The sequence below is a fragment of the Rugamonas apoptosis genome (assembly GCF_014042355.1).
In the GTDB taxonomy this organism is placed as follows: domain Bacteria; phylum Pseudomonadota; class Gammaproteobacteria; order Burkholderiales; family Burkholderiaceae_D; genus Rugamonas; species Rugamonas apoptosis.
Genome location: NZ_JACEZU010000009.1, coordinates 122921 through 135997 on the forward strand (window position 1 = coordinate 122921; position 13077 = coordinate 135997).

The 13077-nt window shown below is 66.5% G+C and carries 14 protein-coding genes; 4 read left to right on the forward strand and 10 right to left on the reverse strand.

Annotation, left to right across the window (positions count from 1 at the left end; translation table 11 throughout):
• Window positions 1–29 precede the first annotated feature (29 nt).
• Entirely contained in the window at window positions 30–701 is a 672-nt protein-coding gene (locus H3H39_RS18530; RefSeq protein ID WP_182155246.1) for an RNA polymerase sigma factor, read from the reverse strand.
• 212 nt (window positions 702–913) lie between these two features.
• On the opposite strand from H3H39_RS18530, the gene H3H39_RS18535 reads away from it, so the two are divergent.
• From H3H39_RS18535 to H3H39_RS18545, 3 genes are all read left to right on the forward strand, one after another.
• Window positions 914–2182 (forward strand): DUF2863 family protein, encoded by a 1269-nt coding sequence (locus H3H39_RS18535; protein ID WP_182155248.1) that lies wholly within the window; start codon window positions 914–916, stop codon window positions 2180–2182.
• Between the two features lie 212 nt (window positions 2183–2394).
• Window positions 2395–3834 (forward strand): sensor histidine kinase, encoded by a 1440-nt coding sequence (locus H3H39_RS18540; protein WP_182155250.1) that lies wholly within the window; start codon window positions 2395–2397, stop codon window positions 3832–3834.
• Window positions 3835–3850: 16 nt separating this feature from the next.
• Window positions 3851–4498, forward strand: coding sequence for a response regulator (locus H3H39_RS18545; protein ID WP_182155251.1), 648 nt, complete (start codon window positions 3851–3853; stop codon window positions 4496–4498).
• A gap of 2 nt (window positions 4499–4500) precedes the next feature.
• On the opposite strand, the gene pqqD is transcribed toward H3H39_RS18545, so the two are convergent.
• The 9 genes from pqqD to scpC form a co-directional block, all read right to left on the reverse strand.
• Window positions 4501–4776 (reverse strand): pyrroloquinoline quinone biosynthesis peptide chaperone PqqD, encoded by a 276-nt coding sequence (pqqD, locus tag H3H39_RS18550; RefSeq protein ID WP_182155253.1) that lies wholly within the window; start codon window positions 4774–4776, stop codon window positions 4501–4503.
• Window positions 4777–4838: 62 nt separating this feature from the next.
• Entirely contained in the window at window positions 4839–4913 is a 75-nt protein-coding gene (gene pqqA / locus H3H39_RS28530; protein ID WP_182155479.1) for a pyrroloquinoline quinone precursor peptide PqqA, read from the reverse strand.
• Window positions 4914–5020: 107 nt separating this feature from the next.
• A complete protein-coding gene (locus H3H39_RS18560; RefSeq protein ID WP_182155255.1) occupies window positions 5021–5785 on the reverse strand; it encodes a dihydroorotate dehydrogenase in 765 nt (254 codons plus the stop codon).
• Complete coding sequence (gene serC, locus H3H39_RS18565; protein WP_182155256.1) at window positions 5782–6870, reverse strand: 3-phosphoserine/phosphohydroxythreonine transaminase; 1089 nt, start codon at window positions 6868–6870, stop codon at window positions 5782–5784. Before serC ends, H3H39_RS18560 begins: the two co-directional genes overlap by 4 nt.
• Window positions 6867–7373, reverse strand: coding sequence for a urate hydroxylase PuuD (locus tag H3H39_RS18570; RefSeq protein ID WP_182155258.1), 507 nt, complete (start codon window positions 7371–7373; stop codon window positions 6867–6869). Before H3H39_RS18570 ends, serC begins: the two co-directional genes overlap by 4 nt.
• 103 nt (window positions 7374–7476) lie before the next feature.
• Entirely contained in the window at window positions 7477–8622 is a 1146-nt protein-coding gene (gene pqqE / locus H3H39_RS18575; protein ID WP_182155260.1) for a pyrroloquinoline quinone biosynthesis protein PqqE, read from the reverse strand.
• 152 nt (window positions 8623–8774) lie between these two features.
• Complete coding sequence (locus H3H39_RS18580) at window positions 8775–9239, reverse strand: CYTH domain-containing protein (RefSeq protein WP_182155262.1); 465 nt, start codon at window positions 9237–9239, stop codon at window positions 8775–8777.
• Between the two features lie 2 nt (window positions 9240–9241).
• Window positions 9242–10363: a M14 family metallopeptidase gene (locus H3H39_RS18585; RefSeq protein ID WP_182155264.1), complete on the reverse strand. Its 1122-nt coding sequence runs from the start codon at window positions 10361–10363 to the stop codon at window positions 9242–9244.
• Window positions 10364–10531: 168 nt separating this feature from the next.
• Complete coding sequence (scpC, locus tag H3H39_RS18590) at window positions 10532–12034, reverse strand: succinyl-CoA:acetate CoA-transferase ScpC (protein ID WP_182155266.1); 1503 nt, start codon at window positions 12032–12034, stop codon at window positions 10532–10534.
• A gap of 99 nt (window positions 12035–12133) precedes the next feature.
• On the opposite strand from scpC, the gene H3H39_RS18595 reads away from it, so the two are divergent.
• Window positions 12134–13024 carry a LysR substrate-binding domain-containing protein gene (locus tag H3H39_RS18595; RefSeq protein ID WP_182155268.1) on the forward strand — a complete coding sequence of 297 codons (891 nt, stop codon included), beginning with the start codon at window positions 12134–12136 and terminating at the stop codon, window positions 13022–13024.
• The last annotated feature ends 53 nt before the right edge of the window (window positions 13025–13077 follow it).

The window sequence follows — 13077 nt, forward strand, 5'->3', positions numbered from 1 at the left end:
TACTACGTGAAATCGTTACAGGCGCTTCGCTACAGGCGCGCCAGCACGCCCGCCACGATGCGGTCGCAGCGCTCGCCGTCGAAGGCGAAGGCGTCTTCCAGCGCCACATCGACCCGCTGCGCCAGCGCCGCGCGCAACAGGCTGCGGGCGCGGAAAAAGCGGCTGCGCACGGTGGCTTCGGGGATGCCCAGGCAGGCCGCCACCTCCTCGCCGCTCATCTCCTCCACCGCGCGCAGCACGAACACGGTGCGGAAGGCGTCCGGCAACTGGTCGATGGATTGCTCCAGCAACAACCGCATCTGGGCCCGCATGGCGGCGTTTTCGGGCGATTCGCGCTCGCCGTTGCTCATATCCTGTTCCTCCCCTGGTTCGGCCATGCCATCCAACTGGATCACTTCGGCGCGCCGGCGGCCGCGCCGGGCGCGGGCCAGCGCTTCATTGACGACGATGCGGGTCAGCCAGGTGCCCAGTTTGGCGTCGGCCCGGTACTGGCCGATGGCGCCGAACGCGAGCAGATAGGCATCCTGCAGCGCATCCTCGGCTTCGGCATCGTCGCGCAGGATGCTGCGCGCGGCGCGGTACAGGCTGCGGTTGTGGCGCCGCATCAGCACGGTGAAGGCTTCGCGTTCGCCGGCGGCCACGCGGTGCGCCAGTTCGGCGTCGGACCAGCCGGGCGGCGGCGGTTTCAGGTCTGGCTGCATGGTGGAAATTCCTGTCAGCTGGTTGGGGTTCATGCCACGTTAGATGCACGGCGCGGGCGCTGCGTTCCCGGCCGCCTGAAAATTTCCGCCGGGCCGGGTACTATTGCTGGATTATCCAGCGAATCCACTACAATACGGGGGATAAGGGTTATCATTTGCCTGACTGATATCTCCTCCGCTTTTTTTCACCTTATCGAGAGCTTTATTGCGCTATGCGTCGTCCATCAAAAGATTCATCCCATAAATTGTCTGCCGAGAGCCAACGCCTCGTCGCCTATGCCCAGGCAGTGGGGCAGGCGGCCAGCCGTATCGAAGAGCGGGCCTGGGAACACAGCCTCGATGCGCAGCTCCAGAAACTCCTCAAGACCGGCCACCAGGACACCATCGACACCACGTTGAGCAGCCTGTTCAAGGAAGACTTGAACGCCTACGACGTGCTGATGGATGGCGTGGAGGCGGTCAGCGAGTCCGTCACCATCACCCAGGACGTGGAAGGTGTGCCGCATCAGTATGACGTGCTGCTGGTGGCCGCCCCCATCCTGGCCTGGACCCGCTTCGCGATCGCCTCCGGCCCCATCCCGGCCGATATTCTGGGCACGCTGTCGACCCACTTCTCGGCCCACCTGCTGGCCGATGGCACGCAGATGGCCATGTCGCCCACGCTGTATTCGATCGACCAGCTGCCGCGCACCCACGTGGAAACCTACGGCAAGACGCTCAAGCTGGGCCAGGCCGCGCTCAAGGGTTCCACGCTGAAGGCGGAAACCAAGATCCCGGAAACGGCGCCCTTTCTGGCCGACACCCGCTACCTGCTGGTGGCCGTGGTGGCGCCCACCGGCGCCCCCCTGTTCCGCTGGCAGATGCCGGCCAACCAGGCCAACTTCAGCGCCGAACGCGCGACCGCGCTGGAACAGTGGCGCAGCCAGGCCATGCCGACCGTGGCACGCTTGCTGCCCGGCTGCGGCATCGAACTGCTGCTGCCGGAAGCGTATTACATGGGCTGCCGTGAAGCGGACAAGCTGATCCGCCCGGTGTCGATCCGCGCCGCCGTGCATTACCTGACCCACACGCTGTCGCTGGAACCGTCCGAGCTGCGCGCCGTGATCGCCGGCTTCGGCGAGGAATCGGCCGATGGCCAGATCGACGAGTACCGCATCGCCTTCACTCAGCGCCAGGCCACGGACGTGATCTACGGCGTGGTGTGGCCGCTGTACGGCCAGGAAGACGAGGAAGGCACGCCGCCCGAAGGTCCGGGCCAGGCCGGCGCCGAAGGGCTGCTGGGCAAGCCGGTGACGCCGGTGGACGAGATCGTGCGCTGCCTGAACGAGGCTGGCGTGACGGTGGTGAAGAAGCACAACGAGCGTTACGTGGTCGAGTTCTGCGACGACTGCGGCGCGCCCCTGTTCGCCGACCCCACGGGCGAACTGGCCCACGCGGAAATGCCGGAAGACGCGCCCACGGGCACCGAGCACTTCCACTGACCGGCCGCCGGGCAGGTACCACAAACCCCCGCCGTGTCGCGGGGGTTTGTTTTTGCGGCCAGCATACTGGCCAGCCCATCCTGTCCCGCGGCGCAAGCGATGTGCCGGAACTGAACAAGGTGCTGAGACGAATTGGCACAAACCTCCCCCCCTGCCCCGCCTGAATCCAACGGTACAAATCTTGCATGCCCCTCCACTGGAAGGAGGCTGCGATGGGCGATACAACTGCGAAGACAGCGAAGACAGCGAAAACACGACGCCAGCCGGCACGCTTCGGGCAGCTGAGTCTGCGCACCCGTATCAGCCTGTTGTTGACGGCCGTCTCGGCCTGCCTGACGCTGGCACTCGGTGCGCTCTGGCTGCAAGACACGCGCGCCAGCATCGACGAGGAAATCACGGCCGGCACCCGGGTCTGCGAACAATGGCTGACCGTCCTCGCCGGCGAGCTGAATGCCAGGCCGGACGCCGCTGCAAACAAGCAATTGCTGGCGCGGGTGCGGGCCGCAGGGCGCATCCGGGCCAATGCCTTGAGCGCGTTCGACGCCAGCGGCCAGGTGCTGTACGTGTCGCCAGGGCCGCGCTACAAGGCCGGACGCGCCGCGCCAGCCTGGTTCGCCCGCCTGATCGATCCGCACGTACAGCCACGCCGCATCGTCGCCGGTGGACTGACCCTGATCCTGACACCCGATCCCTCGCGCGCCAGCGTGGACGCATGGGACAGCGCGCAGAACATCATGCTATGGGCCTGCGCCCTGCTGGCGCTATTGTTCCTGGCCATCCGCCGCCTGCTCGACCGCGCCCTGGCGCCGCTGGAGCAGATTCGCGGCGCGCTCGAACGCACCGGGCGCGGACGGCACGACCTGCGCCTGCCGGTCTACGCGGCACGTGAACTGAACCTGCTGGCGCACGCCTACAACGGCATGGCCGACCGCCTCGAGCTGGCCGTCAGCGACAACGTGCGCCTGTACAGCGAATGCGAGCTGGCGCAGCTGATGCAGAGCCGCCTCGAACGCGAGCGGCGCGGCATCGCCCAGGAGCTGCACGACGAACTGGCCCAGGGCATCACGGCCGTGCGCGCGCTGGCCGGCGCCATCGTCCAGCGCACGGCCGGCCAGGCCGCGCTGCACGGCCATGCGCAAAGCATCATCGCCGTCACCAACGACATCCAGCAAGGCATACGCCACATCCTGCAGCAACTGCGCCCGTCATGCGGCGACACGGAACACCTGAACCTGGCCATGCAACGCCACCTGTCGCTATGGCACCGGCATTACCCGCAACTGGCGCTGCAAGTGGACGTCTGTGGCGACAGCGCGCATGTGGATGACACGGTGGCCCTGGCGCTGCTGCGCATCCTGCAGGAAGGCTTGACCAACGTGGCGCGCCACGCGGGCGCCGCGCAGGTGCAAGTGGCGCTGCGGCTGTGCCGCCAGCACGATGGCGACTGGCTGGAACTGACGCTGGCCGACGATGGACGCGGTCTGCCGCCCGGCGCCGCCCAGCCGCGCGGCTTTGGATTGCGCGGCATGCGCGAGCGCGCCCTCGCGCTCAGGGGCGAACTGTCGATCACGAGCCAGGCCGGACAAGGCGTGCGCCTGTGCGCGCGGCTGCCGGCGCTAGGCGTGCGGCTCGACGAAACCAATGGAAGCTGACACCGGAGCGACATCGATGAACACATTATTGAACAAGCTGACGATCCTGCTGGCCGACGACCATGCCATCGTACGCATGGGATTCCGGCTGCTGCTGGAAGGCGCCGGCGCCGCCCGGGTGCTGGAGGCCGACTGTGGCGAAGCGGCGTTGGTCCAGTTCGAGCAGGCCACGCCGGACGTGCTGGTGATGGATATCTCGATGCCCGGCATGGGCGGCCTGGCCGCGCTGTCACGTTTGCTGGCGCACCGGCCGGGCGCGCGGGTGCTGATGCTGTCGGCCTATCACGAGAGCATCGTGCCGATGCGCGCACTCAAGGCCGGCGCGCTGGGCTACCTGAGCAAACGTTGCCAGCCCGACGAACTGGTACGGGCCGTGCACCAGGTCAGCCAGGGACGGCGCTACCTCGATCCGGAACTGGCGCAGGCCGTGGCGCTGGCCAATCTGTCCGGCGACGCCGATCCCGCCGGCGCCCTGACGGAGAAGGAAATGCAGGTCTTCCTGCAACTGGCCCAAGGGCGTTCCGTGAACGCGGTGGCGCAGGACTTCCACCTCAGTCCCAGCACGGTGGGCACCCACCTGTATCACATCAAGCAAAAACTCAACATCAGCAACGCGGCCGAAATGACGATGGTGGCGCTGCGCAGCGGCTTGCTGGACGTGTGATCTCAGAGCCGCAGCCAGCCCTTGCCGCACGCCACATCGAGAAAGGCCAGCGTGCCCCGTTGCACCTCGTCCGGCGTGCCGGGAAAGGCTAGCCGCAGGTCGGCCACGATGGCCGCCACGTCGCGTTGCCCGTCGCAGCGTTGCAGGATTTCGCTGGCCGAGCCATTCAGCTTGACCAGTCCTTCGGGATACAGCAGCAGCCAGGCGGCCTGGCTCTCCTCCCAACGAAATACATAGTGCGGCGCGAGCCGGGGAATGGCGTGATCGGACAGGGACATGATGCGCTCGCAAAAAAACAGTAAAGGAAAGGAGGCGGCGCAGGTGCCGCCTCCCGTCACGCTCAGCGGGTGTAGACGTAAGCCGTCACTTCAAAGCCAAGACGGATTTCGCAGTAGGCGGGGGTTTCCCAGTTCATTGTGTATCTCCTCGATGGATGGCCAGCGATATGCTGCACCTGTGATCAGTATCGCGGCCACCAGGCCGGCACGCCAACGGCGGCCAGCCAGATACGCCTCGCGATTATCATGAGTTCACGGATGGCGCCGATGCCAACCCGGCCCGCAGCGGCGCGATGCATGCGTCACCGTGCTCGACGAAGGCGCGATGGACCTGGATGCCGCCGGCGCCGGCCTGCAGCGCGGCCCGTACATCCGCCGCGCTGCGCATGCCGCCCACGGCGATCAGCGTGGCGCGGCCCTTGGCCCTGGCCCAGCCCTGCAACCAGTCCAGCCGCGCTGCATGTTCCGGCAACACCGTGACCAAGGCATCAAAGCCCGACTCCAGCGCCGCACGCGCGGGTGCGCTGGGACGTGGGCCGTCAAGCGGCAACTTCAGCACGAAGCCAACGCGCCGGCCCATGCGCGCCGTCAACCGGGCACGCTCGGCGGCCACAGTCGCCAGCGCGCCCGCGATCACGCCGTCGTACTCGGGGCGCAGCAAGGGACGATAGGCGGCGGCGCTCAGGTTGAAGCACAGGTAATCGGCCACCGGCCAGGCGGCGCGCATCCCCGCCAGCCATTGCGCGCCCAACGCCTCGGGCGCCATACCAGCGTTCATCCCCAGACCAATGCCGATCCGGGCCCGGCCCGGCTGCGCCACCACCGCCGTCAGCCGTTGCACCAGCGCCGCCACACCGGGCTGTCCGCCTTCGCCGGGCAGCGGCGCGGCGGTGCCGAATTCAACGCCGGCGAAACCGCAAGCCAGCAGCGACGCGGCACGGCTGCCGTCGCGGTCAACACCGCCGGCCAGCCCCGGTCGTTCGCGCAGGGCGCGCAGCCAATCGTTCATCCGTGATTCCTCGTGAAATCGGCCATGCAGGCGATCAGCGCGCGTAAGCCCTCCTCCGGCATGGCGTTATACAAACTGGCGCGCACACCGCCAAACGCGCCATGGCCCCGCAGATTGTGCAGTCCGTTTTGCGCCGCGTATTCAATGAATGGCGTGGTCAGTGCGGGATAGGCCAGCTCAAAACGGACGTTGACGGGCGAACGGTGGCCGGGCGCGACGGGGGCCCGGAAGAACCCGGCGCTGGTGTCGATCGCGTCATACAGCAAGGCCGCCTTGCGTTGGCCGCACGCTTGCATTCCGGCCAGCCCGCCCTGCTGCACGATCCAGTCGAACATCATGCCCGCCAGTACGATGGCGATGGTGGGCGGCGTATTGGCGCGACTGCCTTGCGCGGCCTGCACGCGGTAATCGCAGCTGGACGGCACCAGCAGGGCCGGGCGCCGCAGCAGGTCGTCGCGCACGATCACCACCGTCATGCCGGCGATGCCCAGGTTCTTTTGCGCCGCCGCGTACAACAGGCCAAAGCGGCTCACGTCCAGCGGCGCCGTCAACAGGCAGGAGGTGGCGTCGGCCACCAGCGGCACCGCGCCGCAATCGGGCAGCGCCGGATAGGCGATACCGTCCGCCGTTTCGTTGGGCGTGATGTGGCAGTACGCGCAGTCGTCCGGCAAACGCCAGGGCGACAGCGGCGGCGCCGCCAGTGGCCGCTCGCCTTGGTAGCGGGCGGCGATGGTGACGGCGGCGTAGCGGCCCGCCTCGCCGATTGCGCGCTGCGACCAGTGGCCGGAGTCGGCGTAGGCGACGTGCGCCGCGTTGCCCAGCAAGTTGAGCGGCACCATGGAAAACTGCTGGGTGGCGCCGCCGGCCAGGAACAGGATGTGATAGTTGTCCGGCACCGCCAGCAAATCCTTCAGGCGCGCACGCGCGTGCGCCAGCGTGGCGCCGAACGTGGCGCCGGTGAACGGCCGCTCGAACGCGGTGCTGCCGTCGTCATCCGCCCGCGCGAACAGCTCCGTGCGTGCGCGTTCGAGCACGGCGGCCGGCATTTCGGACGAGCCGGCCGCGAAGTTGTAGCGGGCGCTCATGCGAACGGCACGCCACCGTGCGCACCGGCCGCCATGAAGAACAGCAGCGGCACGGAAAGCATGGTATTGGTGCGCGACGAAAGATGGGTAATGCGCGAGCAGCGCAAGCGTTCCTCGACGGGTGCCGGCACCAGGCCCAGCACCTTGCGTTGATGGGGCCACAGTACGAACCAGACGTTCAGCATCATGAGGGTGCCGATGTACATGCCGATGCCGATCGGCGCCTGGCCGCCATGCAGGTGCAAGGCGGCCGGCAGCGCGCCTCGCTGCCACAGCATCAGCAGCCCCGCGCTCCAGGTCACCACCGATGCCCAGCGGAACACGCCGTGTTCACGATTGAGCATGGCCTGGAAGCGCGCGCTGGTGTCGCCGATCAAGTCGGATGCCTGCAGCGGCACATAGTTCGGGCGCTGCACTACGCTCGAATAATTGTGGCCGACCCATACCACACCGGCCAGGAAGTGTGCCCAGCGCAGGACCAGGGCGAACGTCGCGGCGTCCATACCGGCCTCACTGCGCGCCGTAGCGCAGCAGCGCCACCAGCACGGCGGTCAGCAGCGCCCCGCACAGCAGGGTACTGAGGGCATGATCGAAGGGAGAGCGCATTCAATCCTCCATAAAGGCGGTGGACATGACGCCGGCGACGCGCTTGACCAGGGGTTTGCGAAAACGTAGCGGCTTGGTCGCACTGTGCACGGCCGCCTGCATCAGGTGGTGATGCGGCGAGCGGTCGCAGGCCGGGTCGGTGTTGGCGGCGTCGCCGGTCAGCAGGAAAGCCTGGCAGCGGCAGCCGCCGAAGTCCTTTTCGCGCTCGTCGCAGCTGCGGCAAGGTTCGGGCAGCCAGTCCAGCCCACGGTACTTGCGGAACAGCGGCGATTCGTTCCATATCCAGTCCAGCGGCCGTTCGCGCACCGAGACGAAATCCAGACCTGGCACGGAGCGCGATTCCTGGCACGGCATGGCCACACCATCGGGCGCGATGGTCAGGTGGATGGCGCCCCAGCCGTTCATGCAGGCCTTGGGCCGGCCTTCGTAGTAATCGGGGATCACGTAGTAGATGGCCATGCGCTTGCCCAGCTTTTCCCGCCACGCTTGCACCACCGCCTCGGCCTCGCGCAAGGCTGCCAGCGTGGGCATGAGTTCATCGCGGTTGATCAGGGCCCAGTTGTAGTACTGCAGGTTGGCCAGCTCCAGGTATTCCGCGCCCAGTTCGGCCGCGTATTCGATCATGGCGCCGACCTGGCCGATGTTCTGGCGACCGACCGGCATGTTGAGCACCATCGGCATCCCCAGCGCCTTGATGCGGCGCGCCGCGTCGAGCTTGAGCTGATGCGCCTTGGCAGCCACCAGTTCGTCCGTCAGGGCGGCATCGGTGGACTGCATGGACAGCTGGATCTGCCGGAGTCCGGCCTGCTTGAGGCCCAGCAGCCGTTCATCGGTCAGGCCCACGCCGGAGGTGATCAGGTTGGTGTACAGGCCGATCTGCTCGGCGTAAGCCACCAATTGTTCCAGGTCGCGCCGCTGCAAGGGTTCGCCGCCGGTGAAGCCGATCTGCAAGGCGCCCAGCGCGCGCGCCTCGCGCATCACACGGCACCATTCCTCCGTGCTCAGCTCACGTTCGGCGTAATCGTCGAAATCGAGGGGATTGCTGCACCACGAACATTTGAGGGGGCAGCGGTAGGTCAGTTCCAGAGCCAGCCACAGCGGCTTGCCCTGGCCATCGAGGCGCAGTGCGGTCGAATCTTGCGGCATGGCGCGGGCCCTTTCGAGTTGGAAGCGGTCCGGCACATCCGGACCTGGCACCAATTATCGGGCGCCGCGCGCGGCGGCAATACGGGAAAACAGCGAATCGGCACTCGTGATCGGCTGCGGCGCGGGCTAGCGATTTTCGCTAGTGCCAGCGTTTACCAGCGGGTGTAGGGATGGCGGATCAGGTTGGCGTTGAGGTAGCGCACATCGGACGTCACTTCCTCGCCCACCCAGTCCGGCTTGTCGAACGCCTCGTCTTCGCTACCGAGCTCAATCTCGGCCACCACCAGGCCCGCGTTGGCGCCCAGGAACTCATCCACTTCCCATACATGCGGTCCGATGGCGATGCGGCTGCGGTACTTTTCGATCAGCGGCTGCTCGCACAGGCCATCCAGCAGCTCGGCCGCCTCATCCAGCGGGATCGGATACTCCCACTCGCCCCGGCTGGCGCCCACCGTGCGGCCCTTGATGGTCAGCGTCGCCTGCTCGCCTTCGATGCGGACCCGTACCACCCGCTCCTTGTGCGAGGACAGATAGCCCTGCCGCAGCAACACGGGCTGGCCCAAACTGCGCCAACCCTCGCCTTGCAGCAGGAACTTGCGTTCGATCTCGACGCCCATGCTCAGTCCAGCGACAGCAGGATCGGTTGCAGAATGGCCGCGCCCAGCGCCTTGCTGCGCGCGCCGTTCCAGCCCACGTGCGCATCCGGCAGATCGGCGTTGTCCTTGAACGGCATTTCCAGCGTCAGTGACAGGCAGCCGAAATGGTGGCCCACGTATTTCGACGCCAGCGTCAGCATGTCTTCCTTGTACTTGCTGGCCGCGTAGCCGTACTTGTCCTGGAAGTCCGGGCTGGCCTGCTTGTAGCGGTCGATGAACGCTTGCTGCGCGCCACGGCGTTCATCGCTGAAGTTCTCCAGCATCTCGTTACCGGCCACGAAGTTGTACGGCAGCGCTTCGTCGCCGTGGATGTCGAAGAACATGTCGATGCCCGTCTCGTGCATCTTCTGCTTCACTACCAGTACTTCCGGGCTGCGTTCGGCGGTCGGCGTCATCCACTCGCGGTTCAAATTGGCGCCGGCCGCGTTGGTGCGCAGGTTGCCGCGCACCGAGCCGTCCGGGTTCATGTTCGGGACCACGTAGAACACGCAGCGTTGCAGCAGCTTGCGGGCGATCGGGTTGGCGTCGTCCAGCAGCGCATCGATCATGCCTTCGATGAACCATTCAGCCATCGATTCACCGGGATGCTGGCGCGCGATGAACCAGATCTTCTTTTCCGCCTTGGGGTCGCCGATCACGACCAGATTCATGTCGCGGCCATCGACCGTGTTACCCAGGTCAAGCACGCGCGCCACCGGATTCTCGGCCACTTCGCCCAGCAGGCGCAGGTGGCGTTCGAACGAGTACGGCTCGAAATAGGCGTAGTACACGCTGTCCAGTTCCGGCGTATGGTGGATGGTCATCACCTGGCCGTCGAACGAGGTGGGCACCTGGAACCAGTTCTCGCCGTCGTAGCTGGCGCGCGCCTGGTAGTCCTCGTAGCCCTTGGCGTAGGTGGCGGCGCCGGCGTTCAGGAACTTCATGGTGCAGGCCTGGCCGCGCGCGCCCTGCAGGCGGAAGTGGAACCACTGGCGGATATCGGCGCTGTTGTCCTGGCGCAGATTCAGTTCGATGGTGGCGGCGCTGTCCGCGCGCAGCACTTCGATGGCGCCGGAGTCGAAGTTTTGGCTGATTTTGATGGTCATTGCTGGTTCCGTAAGAATGGAGTTACCGATGCCGCTATTTTCCCGGTTTTGGCGCGATTCTCCAAGCGTGCCGCCGGCCAGTTTTGGCCACATGCAAAATATTCATACTGCGAATAAAAAAAAGCCCGGCGATTATTCATCACCGGGCTAAAGCCACTTCAAAATCGGTCAGATCGAGGTCGTCGGGCGCATGTCGCCCGTCTCGCGGTAGCGCGTATGCCACGACAAGGCCTGCTCCAGCACGTGCGGCGTTTGCCCGCCGCGCAGCAAGGCTTGTTCGACGTAGGCGCACAACGCCGGACGGTACTCGGGATCGGCGCAGCGTTCGATGATCAGCGGCGCGCGCTCGCGCGGCGCCAAGCCACGCAGGTCGGCCAGGCCCCATTCCGTCACCAGCACGTCCACGTCGTGTTCCGTGTGGTCCACGTGGGACACCATCGGCACCACGCTCGAAATCTTGCCGCCCTTGGCCGCCGCCTTGCTGACGAAGATGGACAGCGCGCCGTTGCGGGCGAAGTCGCCCGAGCCGCCGATGCCGTTCATCATGTGCGTGCCGCCCACGTGGGTGGAGTTGACGTTGCCGTAGATGTCGAATTCCAGCGCCGTGTTGAGCGCGATGATGCCGAGCCGCCGCACCACTTCCGGATGGTTGCTGATCTCCTGCGGCCGCAGGATCACGCGCTGGCGGTAGTGTTCCAGTTCGCGGATGAACTTGTCGTGCATGGGGGCCGACAAGGTGATCGAGGACGCCGACGCCATCGCCAGCTGGCCCGAATCGAGCAGCTCCAGCGCGCTGTCCTGCAGCACTTCGGAATACATGGTGAGGTTACGGAACGGCGAATCGACCAGCCCATGCAGCACGGCGTTGGCGATGGTGCCGATGCCGGCCTGCAGCGGCAGCAGCTCCGGCCCCATGCGCCCGGCCTTGACTTCCCCTTCCAGGAACGCGATCACGTGGCGCGCGATGGCGTCCGTCTCCGCGTCCGGCGGCAGCGCGTTGGACGGGCTGTCCGGGCTGTCCGTGATGACGATGGCGGCGATGCGCGACGGGTCGACGGGAATGGTGGTCGAGCCGATACGCTGCCACGGCGTGAGCATGGGAATGGCGCCCCGGTGCGGACGGGCCGCCGGCAGGTAGATGTCGTGCAGGCCTTCCAGCGCCAGCGGCGCGCTCAAATTGATCTCGACGATGACCTGGCGCGCCTGCTGCACGAAGCTGGCGCTGTTCCCGACCGACATGGTGGGCACGATGCCGCCTTCGGGGGTGATGGCCACCGCTTCCACCACGGCGATATCGATGCCGTGCAGGTCGCCCGAACGCAGTTGTTCGGCCGTCTCCGACAGGTGCTGGTCGATGAACATCACTTCGCCGCTGTTGATCTTGCGGCGCAGCGCGGCGTCGCTCTGGAACGGCATGCGGCGCGCCACCACACCGGCGTTGGCCATCAGGCCGTCGCTGTCGTTGCCCAGCGAGGCGCCCGTCACCAGCGTCAGTTGCAGCGCTTCCTGGCGCGAACGTTCCACCAGCGCCAGCGGCAACGCCTTGGCGTCGCCGGCGCGGGTGAAGCCGCTCATGCCCACGGTCATCCCGGTGCGGAACAGGGCGGCGGCCTGCTGGGCCGTCATCAGTTTTTCCATCAGCGCCGGATGGCGGATACGGTCTTGGTACATGCGGTGCTCCTCGCTCTTTTTGATTGGATACGAACAAGTATAGAATTGGAGCTGTATGCGTTTTATGACTTATATTCCCTACTTTCATTCGGATTTTTCATGGACCTCCGCTCGCTGCGCTACTTCGTCGAAACCGTCAAACTGAACAGCTTCACGCTGGCGGCCGAATCGCTGCACGTGACCCAATCGACCATCAGCAAGATGGTGCGCCAGCTGGAGGACGAGGTGGGTGCCCAGTTGCTGGTCCGCGATGGCCGCAAACTGTCGCTGACGGACACCGGCCAGGTGGTGTACGCGCGCGGCGAGGACATGCTGGCCGCCATGCGCCAGCTGAACCTGGAACTGCGCGACATCCAGAGCGCCAAAACGGGCAGCCTGACGGTGGGCATTCCGCCCATGATCAATTTGCTGTTTACGCCCGTGCTGAAAGCGTTCCGCCAGCGCCACCCCGACATCGTGCTCACGCTGCACGAAGGCACGGGCCAGGATATCGAACGCCAGGTGGCGGCCGGCGAACTGGAAATCGGCATGACGGTGCTGCCGGCCGATCCGGCGCTGCCGCTGGAAACGGTACGCATCGCCAGCTACCCGCTGTGGGCGTTGGCGGCGGCCGGCACCTTCCCCAGGAAACGCAGCGCGTTACCGTTCAAGGCCCTGGCCGGGCTGCCGCTGGTGCTGCTCAAGGATGATTTCGCGCTCACCCGCAACCTGCGCGCGGCGTTCCGCGAAGCCGGCTTCGAACCGCAGGTGGCGGCCCAGAGCGGCCAGTGGGACTGGCTGGTGGCGATGGCCTCGGCCGGCATGGGCGTGGCGCTGGTGCCGGAACCGTTCATCCACCGCCTCGCCATCGGCAAGCTCGATGCGCTGCCGCTGGTGGAGCCGCGCCTGCAATGGCAGGTGGCGCATGTATGGAACGGCCGCTACCTGTCGCATGCCGCGCGCGCCTGGCTGGACGTGTGCCGCCAGGTACTGGGCGCGCCCACGCCCTGACGGCACGCGCCGATGCGGGGCCGCGATGCCGGGGCGCGACGCAGTGTCTGTGG